Raw genomic sequence first — 20,114 nt, forward strand, 5'->3', positions numbered from 1 at the left:
AAATTAATGAAGGGAGTGTCTCTCTATGCGTATCTGTATTGCCGGACTAGGCGGAGTAGGAGGATATTTCGGAGGACGTCTTGCTGCTGCTTACTCAGCGTCATCGGAGCACGAGATTTGCTTTTTATGTCGGGGAGAGCATATGGAAAGTATTCAGAAAAAAGGGCTAAAAGTGACAACGCCTCATGAATCTTTTATCGCTCATCCTCACATTATTTCGGATTGCCCTCAAGAGATAGGTCTCGTGGATGTCATTTTTTTCGCTGTCAAAGGCTACGATTTGCCCTCTCTGGCAAAGAGTGTATATCCCTTGTGTCATGATAAAACACTTTTGATTCCACTTGGGAATGGTGTAGACAATGTAGATATTCTTCAGAAAGAAAAACTCACGGGCATTCCCTTTAATGGATGTGTCTACATTTCTGCATATATCGAATCCCCTGGTGTGATCAGGCAAGTTGGGGGCAGCTGCAAAATGGTAGTAGGCCCATTAGATAGAGACATTGAAAAGCATTTACCTTTTGAAAATATGATGAAAAACGCCGGCATTTTATTTGAATTGGTCAAAGACATAGATCGGGCAGTTTGGACAAAGTTTATTTTTATGAGTCCTATGGCGATTGTTACAACTCTTAAAGCAGAGAATTTTGGAACGGTGCTTTCTGCGAAGACAAGTCGTGACCTGGTTGTCGATCTTATGAAGGAAATATGTTATCTTGCAAAGAAAAGGAATGTTGCCCTTCCCGATGATGCAGTAGCCAAAGCTCTGGCTCAGGCAGAATCTTTTCCGCCTCATACACGTTCTTCCATGGAACTTGATGCTTCAAAAGGTCGCTCTACAGAATTGGAAACTTTTGTCGGAGCGGTAGTCCGTTTGGCGCAAGATGAAGGAATTTCCCTTCCTGTTTATGAGAGAGTATATGAGGAATTGCTGAAAATGTAGAGGAGGAACCCCATGAAGGTACATACAGTTCCTGTTTCTGAATCAGTTGGGCTTCATTTATCTCATGATGTAACGCAAGTGGATGTGGTAAATGGTTTTAAGGGGGCTCGTTTTTGTCGGGGACACCAGATAAGAAAAGAAGATGTTCCAATTCTTCGATCAATGGGGCGGGAGGAACTGGCAGTTCTCTTGCTTGAAGAAGGAGAGGTTCATGAAGATGATGCGTCTCTTCGCCTTGCAAGATGCCTACAAGGATCTGGACTGATGTTAGAGGGACCAAGTGAGGGAAAATGTTCTCTTTTTGCAACTCACAGAGGGTTGCTTTCCTTTGATGAAGAGGTTGTACATGCCATTAATGAAGATACCGATTGGGTTCTTGCTACATTACCGCCAAATATTTCTGTAGAAAAAGGCGAGCGTGTGGCTTCCTTCAGAATTGCTCCTCTTATTGTTAAGGAAGATCAGGTTGCTCGAGTAGAAAAACTAGCGACTCCTGTCTCTGTGTTACCCTTCAGACCATATTCTGTTGCCCTTGTAACTACAGGTAGAGAAATTGCTGAAGGTCTTGTGCAAGATGCTTTTGAACCTCAATTAAGGAAGAAAATTCAGTTTTATGGGGCTTCTTTTGCGGGGCACTCTGTAGTGGGAGATTCAAAAGATGAAATAACAAAAGCCGTGCGCAGCTTTTTAGCAGAAGAGACGTCTATTATTATTTGTACTGGCGGAATGAGTATTGATGTTGAAGATCGAACTCCAGAGGCAATTGTCAACATTGCCGATGATGTCATTTTCCGAGGAATACCCGTACTGCCAGGATCGAACCTAATGTTGGCCAGAACAAATGAATCATATATTATCGGTGCTCCGGCATGTGTTGTCGCTTGTCATCACACATCTTTAGACCTCATTCTTGATCGTCTGTTTGCGGGAGTTGTTCCTACTCAGAAAGAGATACGCCGTTGGGGCGTAGGAGGACTATGCCGAAGTTGCACAACATGTTTTTATCCAGTTTGCTCTTTTGCTTCAAGAATGCATTAACGATGCTGACTCCAGCCTGGTATATATAGCTTTTTTTCTAAAAGAGAGAGGAGCCAGCTTGCGAAAGAGACCATTATGAGATACATGATGCCAACAACGGTGAAGACAAGGGTATATCTAAATGATCTGGCAGCTACGATCTTTCCGGCGCCTGTAAGTTCAATGTAAGTAAGCATATAGGCTAACGAAGAGTATTTTATAAGGTAAATCATTTCATTTGAACAGCCTGGAATGGCGCGTCTAAGCGCTTGCGGCAAAATGATATTCCATATTGCCTGTCGACGAGTCATGCCTAGTGCCTGGGCCGCAATAAGTTGTCCGCCTTTAACAGATTGAATAGCTCCGCGGATATATTCGGAGTTATATGCTCCGTTGCAGAGGACAAAGCCCAAAACAGACGCAGTAAAAGGACTTAAAGCAATACCAAAGGATGGAAGGCCGAAATAGAGCATAAAAAGAAGTATTAAGAGGGGAGTTCCCTTAAAAAAAATAACGTAGAGCTTACAGAGAAATGATATAGGCTTATTGCCGTAAATACGTCCAAGAGCTACACATGTTCCTGTAGCTAATCCAAAGGGGATTGAGGCGATTATAAGCTTTACGGTCATTACGAGCCCTTCTAGTAAGGCTGGCAACACATCCTGTTGAATAAAAAGCAGACTATTCATTGCTTTTCCCCAGCTCTCCATATAAATCCATCAATTTCCGTAAAAATTGACGAGTTCGTTCGTATTGAGGTGTATTAAGTAACGTTTCTGGCGATCCGCTTTCTAAGATTTTTCCTTCTTCCATAAACATAATTTCATTTGCTACGGAACAGGCAAAGCCCATTTCATGGGTAACAACGAGCATTGTCATGCCAGCTTTTGCAAGATCACGCATAACTTCAAGCACTTCGCCGATAAGTTCGGGGTCTAGCGCTGATGTTGGTTCGTCAAACAGCATAACGTCAGGATCCATAGCTAATGCCCTTGCTATAGAAACCCTCTGAGCTTGCCCACCAGAAAGCTGGGAGGGATAGTGGTCAGTAAAAGCAGCCATTCCGACACGCTCAAGTTCCTGCATAGCCTTTTCCCGTGCAGTTTTTTTATCCATTCCTTTGACCTTTATAAGGGCTATCTCTACATTACGAAGTGCTGTGAGATGGTCAAAAAGATAAAAGTTTTGGAAGACCATTCCCATTTTTTGGCGAAAAAGATTAATGTTCTTTTTTGAATGAGTGACTTCTTCCCCGTGGAGCCAGATTTGTCCAGAATCAGGAATCGTGAGCTGATTGATACAGCGTAGCAAAGTACTTTTACCAGTACCTGAAGGACCGATAAAAACCTTTGTTTCTCCTTTTTTGACAGAGAAAGAAATGCCTTTCAACACTTCTATTCCACCGTATGTTTTATGGATATTTTCTACACGTAAAATAACATTTTCTGTTTTATCACTCATCATGATTATTCTCCATTTCCATATCCGGGAATTCTTAATTTATTTTCTACAAAGTGAAGCAGCTGCATTCCGCCATAATTAAGAAGAATAAATATAATGGCACATGTTAAAAATATAGGCATGGGCTGATATGTTCGAGAGACAACAAGGTTTGCCCGTGTCAAAATTTCAAGAACGCCTATAGCGTATGTTACAGAAGAATCAGTCAGTAGAATGGGATATTCATTTGACCAACCAGGCAGGGCTAAGCGAATGGCCTGGGGCAAAATAATCCATGTAACAGCCTGTATTTTGCTCATCCCCAATGAACGGGCAGCTAACATTTGTCCCTCTCCGAGAGAGAGGATGCTTCCTCTGAATATCTGCGATTGATAAGCAGCACTTCGCAGTCCCAAAACAACGACAGCTGTAAAGAACGCGGAAGCGTCTATTCCGAGAGAGGGGAAAATGCCGAAGAAAAATAAGAAGAGAAGAACAAGATTAGGGAGACCGCGAAAAATCCATACATATCCCTTTACGATTCTCTGTAAAAAGAGAGAACCATAAACTTGGGCAACAGCTAAAGGAAGCCCCATGCAGAGTCCTAGAGCCAAGGCCAGGGCAACTATTCGTAACGTAACGAGAGTTCCTTGAAGCAAATAGGGTAAGGATTCAATGACTACGGTAATACTTTCCATTTTTAAAATTCTCCCTTATCTAAATCGTAACATAAAAAAGGGGAATGAAAGACATTCCCCTTTTAGCTCAAATAATGATGAACAGAGGTAAAGCGGATTAAAACATTTTATATTTTACTTTAAGCTCGTTCCATTTTGGGGAAGTCATCAACTTATCGAGTCCCTCATTGATGAGAGCCTGAAGATCTTTGTCTTCTTTTCGCATTGCAACAGCATATTCCTCTCCAGTGGAGATTGTTCCAATAACCTTGAGAGACTTACCTTCCACAGCCTTGGCAACGATAACATCATCCATCATAGCTGCGTCGATTCGACCATTTTCGAGATCTTTGGCTGCCAGAGGGAAATTGTCATAAAGTTTAAGGTTTTCTTTCGGAATAATTCCAGTCTTTACAAGGTTGTCTTCAAGCCACATGGCAGCAGTACAACCGCGCTGAGTACCAATGGTATGTTTGCCATCAAAAAGATTTCCCATGTGGATATCAGATTTATTTTGGACACAGACAGCCTGGTTGATAATCCAGTAGACTTTGCTGAATGTAACGACTTCTCTACGTTCGGGGGAGGCTGTCATGCCTGAATAAACCATATCAATTTTTTTTGCAAGAAGAGCAGGGATAATTCCATCCCACGCCATAGGTTGAACTTTTACTTCGAACCCCATCTCATTAGCGATCCACTCAATAGATTCCACATCAAAACCGGTAGGCTTACCGTCTTGTCCGACAAAAGAGTAGGGATAGTAATCCCCATCAATTCCCACAATATAGGTTTTTTTCTCAGCGGCAAGTAAGCCACTTGCACCTAAAACTATGAAGAGACAACATAAAAAAAGAGCACTTAACTTCTTCATCCTTATACCCCCTCAACGAAATAATTATTTTTCTCGATGATAATTCATCACGCTAAAGTGCCAGTCGAATAAAGATTATAGTGAAAGAATAAAAAACTGTCAATAAATCAGAAAGAGGGGGATTTGCCCCCTCCCTTTCTGATGTAATTAGTTTTGGTTTGAATTGAGATAATTGAATGCCAGAATGGCTTCAAAAGCAGATCCTGCGGAAAGAACATCTTCATCTACCATAAAACGAGGATGATGATGAGGGTACGTAAAGCCTTTTTCTTTATTCCCAATACCGAGAAAGAAAAACGCTCCCGGAACTTTGTCCAGATAGTAGCTAAAGTCCTCTCCCCCCATGGTAGGTTGAGTTTCCATCACATTCTTTTCTCCGAAAACCAGCGTAGCAGCCTTTACCCCAAAACGTGTCATCTCAGGATCGTTAACTGTTGGAGGCAGATTCCTCTCATATATGAATTCTGCTTTGCAGCGTAACGCGGCGCAACAATGTTCTGCTACTCGTTCAAGACTACCAGCCATGGCTTCTCTGACTTCAGGTTCGAAGGCTCGAGCTGTTCCTATAAGAGATACATAATCTGGAATGACATTAAAGGCATTCCCGGCTTTCATTTCTCCGACAGAAACAACGGCTGTTTTAAGAGGATCCAGTTCTCTGCTTACAAATGACTGGGCCATTGCGATAAAATGAGCAGCTGCAATCGTAGGGTCATTTGTTTGATGAGGAGAAGCCCCGTGTCCGCCTTTTCCTCGTATGGTTAGTTTCCAACGATCGGAACAGGCCATAATAGAACCTTCCTTCCATGCAAGAACGCCGCTGGGGGTAGGTTGCCATACATGTAAACCGAAAATTGCGTCTACTCCGTCTAAAGCATGTTCATCAATAACAGCTCGTGCTCCTTGAATGTAATCGGCCGATTCTTCTGAAGGCTGAAAGATGAGCTTTACTTTACCAGGAAGTTCTTCTCGAATTTCGGAAAGTAGCTGAGCAGCTCCTAAAAGGATAGCTATATGTGCATCATGACCGCAGGCATGCATAACGCCTTCGTTTTTTGAAGCGAAGGAGAGCCCTGTCTTTTCAGTTATAGGCAACGCGTCTATGTCAGCTCGCAGTGCAACACAGAGTCTGGAATGATCACTGTTAAGTTCAGCTACGACTCCGGTGGGTCTACCGGCAGTGCCAATGTGAATATGCTCATATCCCATAGACGTGAGTAAAGAAGCAATATACTTACTTGTCTCTTCCTCTTTGAAGGAAAGTTCAGGCCAGGCGTGAAGGTGACGACGCCATTCAATAATATTTTTTTCTATTTCCTTGGCCCGATATATCAATTTTTCTTTCATTTCTTTACGCTGGCCCCCAATTAATGAGAACAGCAATGGTCAAGAATATCCAGCTTGCCAACAAGATTTTGATAATGAGAGGGAAGCAGAATCGGAACCATCTATCAAAAGGAACCCGAGCTAATGCAAGCATAGCAAGGAGACCACCGACTGTTGGGAAAATAAGATTCATAATTCCATCTCCAACCTGGAAGGCCATAATAGCTGTCTGACGAGTCATACCAATGAGATCGCTGAGAGGAATCATAATAGGCATTGTCGCCATAGCCTGACCACTTCCAGAAGGAATGAAGAAGTTGATTACGCTATGAACAAGTGTCATGAGGATAGCTGAAAGAATTGTAGGAAGATGCTGTAATGGGGAAGCAAGTGCATTAACGATCGTGTCACTGACGTGTCCCATATCAAGAAGCACCTGAATTCCTCGCGCTACACCTATGACGAGCGCTCCTCCTGCTATATTCCCTGCTCCCTGAATCATCTTATTAATAATATCGCTAGGAGACATTTTTGCGAAAAGACCAGCTGCTATGGCAATCATTATAAAGATAGCTGACATTTCATTGATGTACCATTTCCATTTAAAAACGCCGTAGAGTATAATGCCAAGGCCGATAAGGAAGCTTGTAAGCACTAATTTATCCGACTTTTTCAAGTGATACTCTTCAATAGGATGAGTAAGTCGAAGGCCTTCAGTACTAATATCGGCGACAAGGCTTTGACTTGGATCGTCGAGAATACGAGCCATGTAGCGGCAAGTGTGATGAGCAGTAATAGCTACAGCTGTAAAACAGAAAAGAGATCGCAAACCGGCGCCAGAGAACATGGGAAGCTGGGCGATCATGTCTGATGTACCAATTGTATAAGGGTTGATTGGGGATGTAGCAAACCCCATGCCTATTCCAGCAACAGCCATACCAGCGCCGACCATCAAGTCACCGCCAAGAGCAATAGCTACGAAAACAGCGATAGGAACAAGAGCGATATTATTTTCAAAACCTACTGTTGCACCCAAAAAGCCGAAAATAAGAGTAACAATCCAGATAAGTTTCTTGTAGCTGTCTGCTCCAAGTTTTTTAACCGTAACACCAACACCGTTTTCAAGAGCGCCTGTAGATTCGAGAACATTGAAAAGGGCTCCTGATATAAAGGTAATAAAGATAATGCTCGATGAAGCGATCATCCCGAGGGGTATTGCTTTAAAAAGATCGAAGAAGCTGACTGGTGATTGAGCAATATAATGAAATGTTCCAGGAACAACGGCCATACGTCCGGCAATTTTAGTTCTTTCAAATTCACCGGCAGGCACAAGATATGTCATAATGCCAGCTAAAACAACGATAAAGAAGAGAAGGATGTAGGGATGAGGAATGCGTTCATACCATTTCTTTTTTGTCGATATCTCCACTTTGTTTACCACCTTTCATGAAAAAATTAAGTTTGAAAATGCCTGACCATAAACCTACAATTTGATGGCCCCTTTCTCTGCTACTTTTTGCAATTTTGTCATATTACACTTCTAAAGGAATAAATGCAATGCCAAAAATTAATAGTGTTGTGCTTGGCGCAGAGATTAACAAAATATAGTTTATTTAGTGTATTATAGTGAAAATAGGGATGGGGGGTAGGCCTAGGTAGCTATAAAGGAGGCCGATAAAATGGGAGTCTTGAATGTATTGGCTTGGGCTGTTTTTGCTTTAGGGTGATTTTGGGGGCCAGATGCCCAGTTTGGGATCCTTCCAGGTGTCGTAAGTACACGCGTGGGATATACCGGTGGAACGACATTGAATCCTACATATCACAATATTGGAGATCATACAGAAAGTATTCAGGTCGAGTATGATCCTGAACAAATTTCGTATGAACATTTGCTTGATGTGTTTTCCCAAGGACACGATCCCACACGCATGTTTTTTTCAAGACAATATATGTCTGCTATTTTTTATGCGAACGAGAAACAACAAAAGGCTGCCTTAGCTTGGAAAGAGAGAATAGAAAAAGAAACAGGACGATCTGTCAAAACGCAGATTCTTCCCTTACAAACTTTTTATTTAGCTGAAGCATATCATCAGAAATACTGGCTCAGGCTCAACCGAGAGCTTTTTCGTGAATATGAGCATCGTTATTCCTCTCTTGAGGAATTTCTTAAGTCAACCGCTGTCTCGAGAGTCAATGGCTACCTTGGTGGATATGGAACTATTGAAACATTTGATAAAGAGCTTTCCTCGTTAGAACTTTCAGAAGAGGGACAAAGACGATTAAGAAATATTGTGCTCAGTCGTTAGATTTTTAATATAAACAAGGCAGATGCTGTTGCCAATATCTTTTCATCGCAATCTTTGACCATCGCAGATGTGCATATCTTTTTTCCTCGTGCTGTCTCTATTTTCCCTTGGAAAGTATAGGTCTCACCTACTTTCACTGGCATTTTATATCGTATTTCGAACGTGGCAGTCACCGCCCAGCTCCCAGTTTCTTTTTTTATAGCCCATGCCATAGAGTCATCGAAAATCGAGGCAATTATTCCACCATGCACAACTCCCTCATACCCGCAATGAGAAATATCGGGGGTAAAGGAAATAACGGTATTATGTCTTTCTTCATCCCAATAAATTTCAAGCATTAGCGAACGAGGGTTTGTGCCGCTTGTATCACAAACGAAACAACCGTGTGATCCTTCTAATTTTTCAAGCATATGTACTCAACTCCTCACTATTAAAACCAGTGTTTTTACAGAAAACACGTTGTAGAGAAACGATATAATAATACACAAAAGTTATTTTTATTCACTAAGAGGTTGTATTAAACAAGGAGGTTGAAAACTGTGAGACCGGTTCATCTGGTTTATGTATCGGCCGGCAGTGGACACAGAACGGCGGCTAGGGCTATTCAAGAAGAACTTGATAGTCGGAAGGTGCCAAATGTAGTTATGGATTTACTTGATTTTTCAAGTGATCTTTTTAAATGGTCATATAGCGATGTTTATGCTTTTGTGAGTGAACACGCCCATATCGCTTGTAAAGTCATGTATGAATTAACCGATCAGGATCGGGAAGAGAGTGCCGTTCTTCGGTTACTTGAGAAAATCAATATGGAAAACGTTAAGAAATTCATGCGTTATCTTACAGAAAATCAACCCGATGTTTGTGTGGGTACGCACTTTTTTCCTCTCACGGTACTTTCTTATATGAGAGAACAAGGTATGTATGATGGGAAAATTTATGGAGTGGTGACAGATTATGGCCTTCATAGAATGTGGGTGAATGAAGGTGTTGATACATATTTTGTCGGAGGAGATATTGTAAAAAAAGAGCTTATAGGGGCCGGAATTCCTGAAAATAAAATTATAATTTCCGGTATTCCCGTAATGAAGAAATACGCAGATTGCTTTAATACTTTTACTGGTAAAAAATTACCGCAAACGCCATTTTCCCTTCTGTTTGTTGCAAGCAGTGTGCCTAATTCTATCGTTTTGGATATTGTTGAAGGATTGATTGAAACGGGATTGCATCTTTCTCTTACCCTCGTTGCTGGTCGAAATGAAGATCTTATTGATCAGTTGAAACGCCGACAGATTCCAGAAAGGCTTCATTGCAAACTTCTTGGGTTTGTCAATAATCTGGATCATTATATGAAGGAAGCCGACCTTATGATTACTAAGCCGGGAGGTCTTACCGTGAGTGAAGCTTTTTGCGTCGGCGTTCCCATGCTCATGATTAATCCTATTCCGAAGCAGGAAATAAATAATGCCCGGTATATCGAATCGTGTGGAGCGGGAATTTGGGCGAGGTCAGCTGCTGATGTTGTGCATCATGTGAGGGAGTTACATACAGCTCATAATCGTCTTTTTGAGTTGCGCTGTGAGACACGGAAATTAGCCTCTCCTCAGGCTGCCAAGATGATTGCCGATACTGTTCTGCTTTCTTTGAATAACCATTAGCAGGTTGCATTGAAAAGGGGAAATAACACCCCAGAGATGATTTTGCTCTTTCACCCTATATGTGCTACGATTTACAAAGTTCGTGCTATCATTTAGCTTTTTTATGAAGAAGGGGTGTTATTTATGAAGTGGCGCAAGACGTTGTGTAGTATGCTTCTCTTTTGTATAGTAATTTTCCCTCTCCAAGGAATGGCTTCCGAAAAAAGTGACACATTGCAGATTATTACTGACGGAACCGGGCAGCAAATTGAGGTTCCGAGTTCAATTCAACATGTTGTCTGTTCTGGTTCTGGATGTCTCAGACTTCTTACATATTTGCAGGCGCAAGATCTCGTAGTTGCTGTGGAAGATAATGAAAAAAGAAAAGATTTCGGACCGCGCCCTTACGCTTTAGCTAATCCTCAATTTAGAGATATGCCTCTTATGGGAGAGTTTCGAGGTAATGCCCATCCCGAACTTATTCTTGGTTTAAGTCCCTTGCCTGAGGTAATCTTTAAAACCTATCCTGATGCTGGCATTCCGGCTCGGGTTTTACAAGAAAAGACGGGTATTCCCGTTGTTGGACTAAATTATGGTAATCTGGCACATTTGCGTGAAGACCTCTATGCTTCTTTACGTATTATGGGCAAAGTTGTAGATCGTGCCGATCGGGCTGAAGCGATTATTGAATATTTTGAAAAGAGTATTGCTGACCTGGAGCAAAGAACACAAAATATTGCCGATTCCGAACGGAAAACATGTTATGTCGGTGGAGTTGCTTCTCGGGGTGCTCATGGATTTAGGTCGACAGAATTGGCCTATCCTCCTTTTATCTTTACCAAAGCACGCCATGTAGCTTCTCCAGATCACGGTGTTTCCAATAAAAATACTCACGCCGATATTGCGCGAGAAAAGCTTCTTGAATGGGACCCCGATATCATTTTCGTTGATCTCTCTACTCTGAACGGCGGTGAGCAGACAAATGCAGTGTGGGAATTAAAAAATGACCCCGTCTACAAAGAGCTTCGGGCTGTAAAGAGCGGAAATGTGTACGGCGTTCTTCCATATAATTGGTACACTCAAAATTTCGGTTCCATACTTGCTGATGCATATTTTGTAGGAAAGATTCTTTATCCTGACCATTTTGAAGATATTGATCCAGCACAAAAGGCTGATGAAATATATACATTTCTTGTAGGAAAAGGTGTTTTTGAAGAGATAAACGCTCTCTTTAGCCACATGGCATTCAAAAAAATTCCGTTAAAGTAGGGACAAATCGTGCATTTGGAAGAAGGAACACTTTCACCAGTCTATAAAGAATATCAGGTTAAAAAAAGGTTATGGCTTGGTATGGGGCTTGTCTTACTGGCGGTAACGGTGGTTATGTCAATTTCGTTAGGGGCCGTTCGTATTCCTCCGATGGATGTTCTTGCTACACTCACAGGAAGAGGAGAAATGAGCAAGTGGCGATTGATTATTTGGAACGTCCGTCTTCCACAGACATTAGCTGCTCTTGTTGCAGGTGCGGGCCTTTCTGTTGCTGGTGTCGTAATGCAATCTATTTTGCGAAATCCTTTGGGATCTCCCTTTACCTTAGGTATTTCAAATGCAGCGGCTTTTGGGGCAGCACTTTCTGTTATGGTTCTTGGGGCAGGGAAAATGCATAGTAGTCAAGCAGATGCTATTGCTATTTTTAGCCCCTTCGCTGCTACTGGAGCCGCTTTTTTATCGAGCTTGATAGCTACGGGAATTATTATTTTGCTTTCAAGAATGAGGGGAGCTTCACCTGAATCAATGGCTTTGACAGGAGTGGCCCTTGCCTCGCTTTTTACGGCAGCTACAATGTTATTGCAGTATTTTGCTGATGATGCCCAGCTGGCGGCTATGGTTTTTTGGACCTTTGGAGATGTGGCCAGGGCAGGATGGAAAGAACTCCGGATTATGAGCCTTTTTATCGGTATAGTGCTCATTTATTTCTTTATTCATCGATGGGATTACAACGCTATTGATGCAGGGGAAGAGGCCGCATTGGGGCTGGGAGTTCAGGTGCAGCGAATTCGTCTTATGGGAATGCTCTGTGCTTCCCTTGTCTCGGCCGTAATAGTTGCCTTCGTAGGTGTTATAGGTTTCGTCGGTCTCGTATGTCCACATATGGTTCGATTGATTATCGGTGATGACCATCGATTTCTTATTCCAGGAACTGCTATTTTCGGTGCCCTTCTTCTTTTGGGAGCTGATACGGCTGCAAGGCTTATTCTCGCTCCTCGTATCCTTCCTGTTTCTGTGCTGACGTCTTTCTTGGGAGCTCCTCTTTTTATCTGGCTTGTTCTGAGGAGGGGCCGTTCATGATTCTTTCGGTTGAGGATCTCCATTTTGCTTATGGGCAACATCTTATTTTAAAAGATATATCGTTGTCTGTAGGAAGACAGGAGATGGTAATGATCCTTGGACCTAACGGATCTGGAAAAACAACGCTTCTTCGTTGTTTAAATGGTATTAATCGACCTCAAAAAGGAACTATTCATTTAGAAAAGAAAAATATGCTTCATATGTCGGGACGAGACATTGCCAGGCGTATTGGATATGTTCCTCAAAGTTGCGAAAAAGTTCGTCTGACGGCTTTTGATGCTATTCTCCTTGGCCGTCGGCCGTACGTTGGGTGGCGTCTTGCAGAGAGTGACATCAAAAAGGTTGATGCAATTATTCACACTCTCGGTCTTGATGACCTCGCTCTTCGCTATCTTGATGAAATGAGCGGTGGAGAACTGCAAAAGGTAACGATTGCCAGGGCTTTGGTGCAAGAGCCCCAGATTTTATTGCTTGACGAGCCCATCAGCAGTCTTGATGTACGAAATCAGATTGAAATTATGGAAACCTTAAAGCATATAATTCAAGGACATGGTCTTTCGGCAGTGATGTCAATTCATGATCTTACAATGGCTTTGAGATATGGAGATCGCTTTATTTTTATGAAAAAGGGAGAAATTCGCTACGTTTTAGGTAAAAAAGAAATTTCTCCCTCTGTTATTGCCGATATTTACGATATTGACGTGGATATTGAATTTATTCATGGAACTCCAGTTATTATCCCTGCATGGTGATTATGGACGAGGTACGATTTTTTCGAAACAGGGAAGGCAGTAGCTATTTCCTTGAAAAAATCGTGCCTTTGTTTCCATAACGCTTTCTCCGCAAAGAGCACATGTAAGACTTCCTGTCATTGGAGCGTGAGGAGGAACAGGTTCTCGTACTTCTTTTATTTCGAAAAGTTCGTCGATGGGCATTGTCATGATCGCGTTACATCGTTCTTTTCTAAGTTCTTCAAAGTGAAGATGTTCTTCTTCTGTAATAGTGTTCATGTTGACTTTTTTTTGAAGTTCCCGATAGTCGGAGCTGCCTGTTCCCTTTCCGGAATCTTTTTTTAAAACGAGACGAATCGCTTTTCCATCTTTCCTTCTGTAAAAAGAAAAGGCCATCTTCCCATATGGTCGGACAATAAGATTCCCTTTCCCCAGAGTACATCCCGTAAGGAATTGGACGGCGTCTATTCCGCACATATCAGTTTCACACAAAGCGACCATCTCTTCGTCAGAACTGTGCCCAATTTGAGAAAGGGCAATCTGGGCAGCTCGTATTCCGATAGCCAGACCAGGACACCAGTGTCCGTGAAAGGAGATAATCTGTTCAAGATTTTCGGATGTTATGGTCGGTAGAGTCATGCTTTGCCTCCTTTTTCGTGCTACTAATTTTTAAAATCATAACACTATTATATCTTAAACAATAAATAGGGGAAAAGCTGAATATTGCCTTTATACCTTTACAAAAAACACTTTTTGGGTAAAAATGTTTGCGTTCGGGGTCCCCCGGAAGTTGAACTCTTATACAAGGAGAACGTGATCATTATGCTTACCAATATTCTTACAGCTCTAGCTGTTGTAGTAAACGGAATTCCTCAAGGATTACTCGCTTTAAGTTTTGGTTTTGCCGCTTTTCCTACGGCAATCGCTTTTATCATAGGTATTGCAGGTTCCCTTACATTTAATTCTGTCGCAACAATTTCCTTTCAGGCAGAGACGATTACCCTGGCTGGAACTATGGGACGTAACGTTAAAGAACGTTTAAGCCTCGTTTTCTGGGGTGCAGCCTTTCTTATAATTCCTTCAGTTCTGGGTTTGAATGAAGCCATTGTGCAATTTATTGGCCCCACCATCGTTTCATCTATGATGGCCGGTGTCGGCATTATGTTGGCCTATGTCGCTGTTGAACTTCTGAACTCTGAGCGTTGGTCCGGAACAGCGTCAATGATATCAGGCTTTGCCGTTTGGCTTATAACGAAAGACCTGGCCTGGACGATTATTATTTCAGTTCTTGTTTCCACAGCTATATATAACTATCTTCGAGTCAGCAAAAAAGTAGCCCTTGAAGAGGTAAAGGTCGACCTTTCACGTGAACGCTTCCATTTTGGAAATATCGAGTGGCAAATTTGGAAACACCCTCGAATCCTAGTTGGTGGACTTGCCCTTGCCTGTCTCAACATAGGAGCTAATATCAGTTTTGGAAAAATTACGGGCAATATTGCGGGAGTTAACACCAACATTGATCACCTTGCTATTTACTCCAGCTTGGCGGATATGGGCTCGTCTCTTTTTGGCGGTGGACCTGTAGAGGCTATTATTTCCGGAACGGCAACAGCCCCCAATCCCATTCTTGCCTCCGTTATTATGATGGCTCTTATGGCGTTGATTCTGCTTCTCAAACTTCTTCCTGTCATTGGACGATATGTGCACCGTTCTTCCATTGCCGGTTTCCTTTTTATTCTTGGAACTTTCGTTACTTTTGCAACAAATATCCAGGGAGCTATTGTTTCTGCACCTGAATTTGCTGGGCCTTTTGGCTTTGGCCCATGGGGTATGGTCATTGCAGCGACAACCCTTGTCTCTGCCCGTTGGAACCCCTTCTTCGGCTTGCTTGCAGGATTAGCGATCAAATTTTTCTTCGGAGTGTGATGATAAAGTGAAAGACATTTACGAATTACATCTTTCTGGCTTGACCAGAAATTTAAAAAAAGTACGTGTTGCAGATGATCTTGTTATTGCTTCTTTTGTTATGCTTGGCGATACTGAACTTATAGAACGAACAGCTGAAGACTTGTATCGAAAATTGCCGGAAGGCGTAGATTACCTTGTTTGTCCCGAGGCAAAGGGTATTCCTTTAACTCATGCTATAGCCAGACGTTTAGGTATAAATTATGTTATTGTCCGCAAGTCAGTTAAGGGATATATGGAGAATCCTGTTATTGAGAAAGTACAGTCTATAACCACTAGGGAACCACAGGTTATCGTTCTTGATGGACTTGATGCAGCGAAACTTGAAAATAAAAAAGTTTGCATTGTAGACGATGTTGTTTCTACTGGCGGATCATTAAAGGCACTTGAAAACCTTCTCTCTCATGTCAATTGCACAGTTGTGGCTAAGGTGGCTGTATTACTCGAAGAGGGTGGCTACGATGGGAAAGATGTAATTTATCTCGAAAAATTACCCGTTTTTAAAGAATAATCTTTTTCTCTTTTCTCTCCAGAATGTACAATGGAAGCGTCTTTTTATGTACTGGAAGGAGAGGAAAAAATTGACAGCATCAGATGATCTTAAACGATATAAACGAAATCTTTTAGAAGAACTAGAAGCAGCAGAACTTTACGATATAATGACTCTCCATGAAAAAAATGAGTCTTTAGCAGATATTTATAAACGCTTAGCAGAAACTGAACGGAGCCACGCTGCCAAATGGGTGAAAAAAATAGAAGAATCCGGCGGCGTGGTTCCCGTATTCAAAAAAGGATGGCGTTTACGCACATATACCTTTCTTTCTAAAGTATTGGGCACCTCTTTTATTCTTCCCTCTGTAGCAGCTATAGAAAGTAAAGCCGGTTCATCATATTCAGAGCAGAACGATCCACTTGCCCAATCCATGGCTGCTCAGGAGCGATCTCACTCTCGAATTTTCCGTGTTTTATCTAAAGAAGGTAAAGGTCTTGAAGGTGGGGCAGTAGCCCGCCTTGAAGGTCGCCACCCGGCAACAGGAGGCAATGCTCTGCGTGCTGCCGTACTTGGAGCGAATGATGGTCTCGTCTCTAATTTAAGCCTTGTTATGGGGGTTGCTGGTGCAGAAATGAGTGCTCATACTATTCTCATAACAGGTTTGGCAGGCCTTTTAGCAGGAGCTATTTCCATGGCTTTAGGTGAATGGCTCTCTGTTCAGAGTTCCAGAGAACTTTATGAGAATCAGATTGGTATTGAACAGGAAGAACTTGAAGAGAGTCCTGAAGAAGAAATGGAAGAGTTGGCTCTTATCTATCAGGCCAAAGGTATTGCTCCAGAAAAAGCCCGTCAAATGGCACATCATATGATTTCTGATCCTAATACAGCTCTCGACACTCTTGCTCGCGAAGAACTTGGTATAGATCCCGACGAACTTGGCGGTTCCGCATGGGAGGCAGCTTTAACATCCTTTTTCTTGTTTTCTATAGGGGCGATATTTCCCGTTTTTCCCTTCTTTTTTCTTGAAGGAACCGCTGCTATTATATTGAGCGCTCTATTAAGTACCATTGGCCTTTTCCTTATTGGTGCCGGTATTACTCTTGTTACAGGTAAGAGCCTTCTTTTCTCTGGATTGCGCCAGATTTTCTTTGGGCTTAGTGCTGCTGGCGTTACCTATGTTATAGGAAGGCTCATAGGAGTAAGTTTGGGAGGATAGAAGGGAGGAAGATCATGACTCGGCACATGAAAGATGTTTTATTGCGTGAACCTGGAAGTGATCGGAATGAAAGGGAAGAAAAGCCCCTTTCATGGGAAACGGGAATTCCCATGCTTTCCAATCCTTTTGTTCTTATAGAATTTATCATATTTGCCCTCTTTATTTGGATTGTAGTAACGGGAATAGGCGTTATTGCTATTTTTGGTTTGAGTGGCGTTTTTACCATTTATGCTTTATGGCTGGCTATTAAGGTTGGGGGATTTGCCGCTTTAATGTTTAGTGGTGTTTTTGTTCTCGTTTCTCTTTTATTTTTCAGCAATCGTTTCTATGGGCGCTTTTATCTCGACAGAGAGGGCGTTTTGTATGTAACTGTACGTGGACGTGCCGTTTCTCATGCCCCTCTTTTTGCCACTCGTCCATTTCCTGTTTCTGACCTGGATGTAACGAAAAGAGCCGAGAAAAGAGTATATTGGAATCGTGTTGACACAATAGAACCCTTTGAAAAGTGGCGTGTTATTGGCTTAAAGAAAAAAAATAAAACGGTTCTCCGTCTCTATTGTCCTGATAAAGAGATATATGATCGTGCTTTGACGCGATGTATTGAAGCCGTCAAAAAGTAAGAGGGAAACGATATTGTTCCCCTCTTACTTTAGTATGCGATTTTATCTTTGTTGTCTCCACGAGACATAATCGCTATTTTTTTCAACCACAGTTGCCACTTGAAAGTCGTTCAAAAACAGGTACATAGATACGCAGAAGTTCGTTAATATCACTTGAACAACATTTCCCAGAAGGATTCAATGTCTCGCATTGATTTCCAGTACAGGCTCCGGTTATATTCTGAATATCTTTCAAGGTTTTTGCTCCATCTGTTACGGCACGCAATATTTGTTGTTTATTGATATTTTTGCAGTAACAAACGACAGTATCACGAGGTGCTTTTTCCCAGTCCATCATCTGTCTCCTCTCCTCTATAAATTCAAAAATTTTCTTCTTTATCTCATCTCGTATTCGCCGAGGTGAAGTTCATTGTCCGCGTCGAATTCAACACAGCCAGAAGGGCAACTCCTACATCAGCAAATACGGCTTCCCACATCCCTGCTATGCCTGCTATTCCGAGGGCTATGAAAAATCCTTTCGTAGCAAGGGCAAGAACAATGTTTTGCCACACTATATGCCGAGTTCTCCGTGCGAGAAGAAGAGCGTCTGCCACTTTAGAAGGAGCATCGTCTAAAATGACCACGTCGGCTGTTTCTATAGCAGCTTCAGATCCCAACCCCCCCATGGCTATGCCGATGTCGGATGCTGCCAGCGCAGGAGCATCATTAAGGCCGTCTCCGACAAAGATTGTTGTATTTTTGATGGGCAACTCCGATTTCAACTTGTTGAGTTCAGTAACTTTGTCTTGAGGCAACAAGTTCGCTGCATAGGTGTCGACTCCTACTTTATTTGCCACCCATTTTGCTCCGCTTTCTGAATCGCCTGTTAACATAACGGTTTTTTCTACGCCAGCTTTTTTTAAAGCTTGTAATGTTTGATAAGCGTCAGAACGAATAACGTCTGAAACAACAATATAGCCGAGATAATGATTACCGCGAGTTACATGAACAATCGTTCCCTGCTCAGGTGTTGTAATGTTTTTGAAGCCCTCTTCATCAAGTAGCTTTGAATTCCCTACGTTTATAATTTCTCCTTCTATAACACCGTGTAACCCCTTGCCGGCAAATTCTTCAAGAGATTCTGGAGTGATAAGATTGTTTTCTTTAACAGCATCTGTTATAGAACGGGCTATAGGGTGATTTGATCCTTGCTCTAAAGATGCAGCAAGTGTAAGAAGTTCTTTTGCTTCAATGCCCTCTTGAGGAACAATTTGGGTTACGGAAAAAACTCCTTGTGTCAGGGTTCCCGTTTTATCGAAAGCAACGGTTTTTACCGAAGTAAGAGCATCGAGAACGTTACCGCCTTTGATAAGAATCCCCTGGCGTGACCCAGCTCCGATTCCTCCAAAATAACCGAGTGGAATACTGATTACCAGAGCGCAGGGACACGAAATAACGAGAAGTACAAGGGCTCTGTATAGCCAGCTTGCGAATGTGCCATTTCCTACGAGGGGTGGAATGATAGCAACAGCTGCGGCTCCTATAACAACCGCTGGTGTGTAATACTTCGCAAAGGTCGTAATAAAACGCTCTGTCGGAGACTTTCGGGCAACGGCAAATTCTACCATTTCGAGTATTTTAGCTATGGCTGTTTCCTCAAAGAGAGATGTAACTCGAATCGTAAGAACACCGCGTAAATTGATGCTTCCTCCATAGACGTTTTTGCCTGGTTCGGCTTGTATAGGAACAGGTTCTCCGGTAAGAGGCGATTGATCGATTTGAGAAAACCCCGATTCGATCATTCCATCAAGAGGTATCTTTTCTCCTGGCCTGACGATAATAAGATCGTCTATGCGGACATCTTCTGGTTTTAGCTCTATTTCCTCCCCATCTCTGAGGACTTGCGCGTGTTGAGGGCGGGCAGCCAGAAGAGACTTGATAGAACTTCTAGAACGAGAGGCAGAAATCTCTTGAAAGAGTTCTCCTGTTCTATAAAAAAGCATAACTGCTACAGCCTCTGGAAGTTCCCCAATAAGAATGGCAGCAATTGTGGCGATAGACATCAGGAAGAATTCGTCCATACCTTTTCGAGCTTTTAAATTTTTGAGAGTGTTCCAGAGTACTTCTTGGCCGCTCAGAAAATAGGCAAGGAGGAAAACGCCATATTCTCCTATAGCGTATGGCGTTGATGAAAGTTGTTTTCTGAAAATGAGACCAATGGCGAAAAGTAACGCTCCTGCAACTAAGCTTTTTCCTTCTTCTTGAAATCGCTCATAGAGAACTCTCCATGTTGAAGTTGAACTTTTTGTCTGAAGAAAAGGTTCTTCATCAAGAGATTCCACGGTGACTCCGGGTTCAATACGATTAACGATAGCTTTGACTTGGTCTTCGAGATTATTACTGGCAGTTTCAACTCTCAGTATTTTGGTATCAAAATCAAAGAGAGCACCTGTAACGCCAGGAATATTCGATATTTCAGCCTCGATAAGAGAAGCGCAGCCATGGCAGTTAAGTTCTTTAAGCTTGTAGTGTTGCATATATATT

The 20,114-nt window shown here is 42.3% G+C and carries 20 protein-coding genes and 1 pseudogene; 11 read left to right on the plus strand and 10 right to left on the minus strand.

Going from position 1 to position 20,114, the window contains the following annotated elements; all coding sequences use genetic code 11:
* Window positions 1-25 precede the first annotated feature (25 nt).
* Together ACZ5GY_RS10850 and ACZ5GY_RS10855 are read left to right on the plus strand one after the other, a co-directional pair.
* Entirely contained in the window at window positions 26-943 is a 918-nt protein-coding gene (locus tag ACZ5GY_RS10850; RefSeq protein WP_213695341.1) for a ketopantoate reductase family protein, read from the plus strand.
* Between the two features lie 12 nt (window positions 944-955).
* Window positions 956-1,981 (plus strand): molybdopterin-binding protein, encoded by a 1,026-nt coding sequence (locus ACZ5GY_RS10855; RefSeq protein ID WP_213695340.1) that lies wholly within the window; start codon window positions 956-958, stop codon window positions 1,979-1,981.
* On the opposite strand, the gene ACZ5GY_RS10860 is transcribed toward ACZ5GY_RS10855, so the two are convergent.
* From ACZ5GY_RS10860 to ACZ5GY_RS10885, 6 genes are all read right to left on the minus strand, one after another.
* Window positions 1,978-2,649, minus strand: coding sequence for an ABC transporter permease subunit (locus ACZ5GY_RS10860; RefSeq protein WP_213695339.1), 672 nt, complete (start codon window positions 2,647-2,649; stop codon window positions 1,978-1,980). The genes ACZ5GY_RS10855 and ACZ5GY_RS10860 overlap by 4 nt on opposite strands.
* Entirely contained in the window at window positions 2,642-3,424 is a 783-nt protein-coding gene (locus tag ACZ5GY_RS10865) for an amino acid ABC transporter ATP-binding protein (protein WP_307879632.1), read from the minus strand. The genes ACZ5GY_RS10860 and ACZ5GY_RS10865 overlap by 8 nt, the downstream gene beginning before the upstream one ends.
* A 2-nt stretch (window positions 3,425-3,426) precedes the next feature.
* Complete coding sequence (locus tag ACZ5GY_RS10870) at window positions 3,427-4,098, minus strand: amino acid ABC transporter permease (RefSeq protein ID WP_213695338.1); 672 nt, start codon at window positions 4,096-4,098, stop codon at window positions 3,427-3,429.
* Window positions 4,099-4,195: 97 nt separating this feature from the next.
* The gene (locus tag ACZ5GY_RS10875; RefSeq protein WP_213692210.1) at window positions 4,196-4,951 is read right to left on the minus strand and encodes a transporter substrate-binding domain-containing protein; all 756 of its coding nucleotides are present in this window, start codon (window positions 4,949-4,951) and stop codon (window positions 4,196-4,198) included.
* A gap of 147 nt (window positions 4,952-5,098) precedes the next feature.
* Entirely contained in the window at window positions 5,099-6,298 is a 1,200-nt protein-coding gene (locus ACZ5GY_RS10880) for a M20 metallopeptidase family protein (RefSeq protein WP_213695337.1), read from the minus strand.
* 4 nt (window positions 6,299-6,302) lie between these two features.
* Window positions 6,303-7,706, minus strand: a complete 1,404-nt coding sequence (locus ACZ5GY_RS10885; RefSeq protein ID WP_464111865.1) for a YfcC family protein — start codon at window positions 7,704-7,706, stop codon at window positions 6,303-6,305.
* A 310-nt stretch (window positions 7,707-8,016) separates the two neighbouring features.
* Here ACZ5GY_RS10885 and ACZ5GY_RS10890 point away from each other — a divergent pair.
* A pseudogene (locus ACZ5GY_RS10890) lies at window positions 8,017-8,583 on the plus strand (peptide-methionine (S)-S-oxide reductase); the annotation flags it as partial.
* On the opposite strand, the gene ACZ5GY_RS10895 reads toward ACZ5GY_RS10890, so the two are convergent.
* The gene (locus tag ACZ5GY_RS10895) at window positions 8,580-8,993 is read right to left on the minus strand and encodes a PaaI family thioesterase (RefSeq protein WP_213692204.1); all 414 of its coding nucleotides are present in this window, start codon (window positions 8,991-8,993) and stop codon (window positions 8,580-8,582) included. The pseudogene ACZ5GY_RS10890 and the gene ACZ5GY_RS10895 sit on opposite strands and share 4 nt — an antisense overlap.
* A 129-nt stretch (window positions 8,994-9,122) precedes the next feature.
* On the opposite strand from ACZ5GY_RS10895, the gene ACZ5GY_RS10900 reads away from it, so the two are divergent.
* The 4 genes from ACZ5GY_RS10900 (at window position 9,123) to ACZ5GY_RS10915 (ending at window position 13,318) form a co-directional block, all read left to right on the plus strand.
* Window positions 9,123-10,238, plus strand: coding sequence for an MGDG synthase family glycosyltransferase (locus ACZ5GY_RS10900; protein ID WP_213692203.1), 1,116 nt, complete (start codon window positions 9,123-9,125; stop codon window positions 10,236-10,238).
* A gap of 123 nt (window positions 10,239-10,361) precedes the next feature.
* On the plus strand, window positions 10,362-11,486 hold the full coding sequence (locus ACZ5GY_RS10905) for an iron ABC transporter substrate-binding protein (RefSeq protein WP_213692202.1): 1,125 nt from the start codon (window positions 10,362-10,364) through the stop codon (window positions 11,484-11,486).
* 9 nt (window positions 11,487-11,495) lie between these two features.
* Window positions 11,496-12,566, plus strand: a complete 1,071-nt coding sequence (locus tag ACZ5GY_RS10910; RefSeq protein WP_213692201.1) for a FecCD family ABC transporter permease — start codon at window positions 11,496-11,498, stop codon at window positions 12,564-12,566.
* Window positions 12,563-13,318, plus strand: coding sequence for an ABC transporter ATP-binding protein (locus tag ACZ5GY_RS10915; protein WP_213692200.1), 756 nt, complete (start codon window positions 12,563-12,565; stop codon window positions 13,316-13,318). Before ACZ5GY_RS10910 ends, ACZ5GY_RS10915 begins: the two co-directional genes overlap by 4 nt.
* Here the strand turns inward: ACZ5GY_RS10915 and ACZ5GY_RS10920 are convergent, their stop codons facing one another.
* Window positions 13,319-13,936 carry an FmdE family protein gene (locus tag ACZ5GY_RS10920; protein ID WP_213695335.1) on the minus strand — a complete coding sequence of 206 codons (618 nt, stop codon included), beginning with the start codon at window positions 13,934-13,936 and terminating at the stop codon, window positions 13,319-13,321. It abuts the gene before it with no gap.
* Window positions 13,937-14,119: 183 nt separating this feature from the next.
* Here ACZ5GY_RS10920 and ACZ5GY_RS10925 point away from each other — a divergent pair, with 183 nt between their 5' ends.
* The 4 genes from ACZ5GY_RS10925 to ACZ5GY_RS10940 all read left to right on the plus strand — a co-directional run bounded on the left by ACZ5GY_RS10925 (window position 14,120) and on the right by ACZ5GY_RS10940 (window position 17,591).
* Window positions 14,120-15,223 (plus strand): NCS2 family permease, encoded by a 1,104-nt coding sequence (locus ACZ5GY_RS10925; RefSeq protein WP_213692198.1) that lies wholly within the window; start codon window positions 14,120-14,122, stop codon window positions 15,221-15,223.
* A 7-nt stretch (window positions 15,224-15,230) separates the two neighbouring features.
* Window positions 15,231-15,773, plus strand: a complete 543-nt coding sequence (locus tag ACZ5GY_RS10930; RefSeq protein ID WP_213692197.1) for a phosphoribosyltransferase family protein — start codon at window positions 15,231-15,233, stop codon at window positions 15,771-15,773.
* Window positions 15,774-15,843: 70 nt separating this feature from the next.
* Window positions 15,844-16,971 carry a VIT1/CCC1 transporter family protein gene (locus ACZ5GY_RS10935; RefSeq protein ID WP_213692196.1) on the plus strand — a complete coding sequence of 376 codons (1,128 nt, stop codon included), beginning with the start codon at window positions 15,844-15,846 and terminating at the stop codon, window positions 16,969-16,971.
* Between the two features lie 14 nt (window positions 16,972-16,985).
* The gene (locus ACZ5GY_RS10940) at window positions 16,986-17,591 is read left to right on the plus strand and encodes an ABC-2 family transporter permease (protein ID WP_213692195.1); all 606 of its coding nucleotides are present in this window, start codon (window positions 16,986-16,988) and stop codon (window positions 17,589-17,591) included.
* An 82-nt stretch (window positions 17,592-17,673) separates the two neighbouring features.
* Here the strand turns inward: ACZ5GY_RS10940 and ACZ5GY_RS10945 are convergent, their stop codons facing one another.
* Complete coding sequence (locus tag ACZ5GY_RS10945) at window positions 17,674-17,928, minus strand: (2Fe-2S)-binding protein (RefSeq protein WP_307879621.1); 255 nt, start codon at window positions 17,926-17,928, stop codon at window positions 17,674-17,676.
* A 43-nt stretch (window positions 17,929-17,971) separates the two neighbouring features.
* Window positions 17,972-20,107, minus strand: coding sequence for a heavy metal translocating P-type ATPase (locus ACZ5GY_RS10950; protein ID WP_213695334.1), 2,136 nt, complete (start codon window positions 20,105-20,107; stop codon window positions 17,972-17,974).
* Window positions 20,108-20,114: the final 7 nt, after the last annotated feature.

Source organism: Aminobacterium thunnarium, from assembly GCF_055390565.1.

Excerpts from the sequence above, each read along its gene's own strand:
- ACZ5GY_RS10850 (WP_213695341.1), top strand. The coding sequence starts at position 26 with ATGCGTATCTGTATTGCCGGACTAGGCGGAGTAGGAGGATATTTCGGA.
- ACZ5GY_RS10855 (WP_213695340.1), top strand. The coding sequence starts at position 956 with ATGAAGGTACATACAGTTCCTGTTTCTGAATCAGTTGGGCTTCATTTA.
- ACZ5GY_RS10860 (WP_213695339.1), bottom strand. The coding sequence starts at position 2,649 with ATGAATAGTCTGCTTTTTATTCAACAGGATGTGTTGCCAGCCTTACTA.
- ACZ5GY_RS10865 (WP_307879632.1), bottom strand. The coding sequence starts at position 3,424 with ATGATGAGTGATAAAACAGAAAATGTTATTTTACGTGTAGAAAATATC.
- ACZ5GY_RS10870 (WP_213695338.1), bottom strand. The coding sequence starts at position 4,098 with ATGGAAAGTATTACCGTAGTCATTGAATCCTTACCCTATTTGCTTCAA.
- ACZ5GY_RS10875 (WP_213692210.1), bottom strand. The coding sequence starts at position 4,951 with ATGAAGAAGTTAAGTGCTCTTTTTTTATGTTGTCTCTTCATAGTTTTA.
- ACZ5GY_RS10880 (WP_213695337.1), bottom strand. The coding sequence starts at position 6,298 with ATGAAAGAAAAATTGATATATCGGGCCAAGGAAATAGAAAAAAATATT.
- ACZ5GY_RS10895 (WP_213692204.1), bottom strand. The coding sequence starts at position 8,993 with ATGCTTGAAAAATTAGAAGGATCACACGGTTGTTTCGTTTGTGATACA.
- ACZ5GY_RS10905 (WP_213692202.1), top strand. The coding sequence starts at position 10,362 with ATGAAGTGGCGCAAGACGTTGTGTAGTATGCTTCTCTTTTGTATAGTA.
- ACZ5GY_RS10915 (WP_213692200.1), top strand. The coding sequence starts at position 12,563 with ATGATTCTTTCGGTTGAGGATCTCCATTTTGCTTATGGGCAACATCTT.
- ACZ5GY_RS10920 (WP_213695335.1), bottom strand. The coding sequence starts at position 13,936 with ATGACTCTACCGACCATAACATCCGAAAATCTTGAACAGATTATCTCC.
- ACZ5GY_RS10925 (WP_213692198.1), top strand. The coding sequence starts at position 14,120 with ATGCTTACCAATATTCTTACAGCTCTAGCTGTTGTAGTAAACGGAATT.
- ACZ5GY_RS10940 (WP_213692195.1), top strand. The coding sequence starts at position 16,986 with ATGACTCGGCACATGAAAGATGTTTTATTGCGTGAACCTGGAAGTGAT.
- ACZ5GY_RS10945 (WP_307879621.1), bottom strand. The coding sequence starts at position 17,928 with ATGATGGACTGGGAAAAAGCACCTCGTGATACTGTCGTTTGTTACTGC.
- ACZ5GY_RS10950 (WP_213695334.1), bottom strand. The coding sequence starts at position 20,107 with ATGCAACACTACAAGCTTAAAGAACTTAACTGCCATGGCTGCGCTTCT.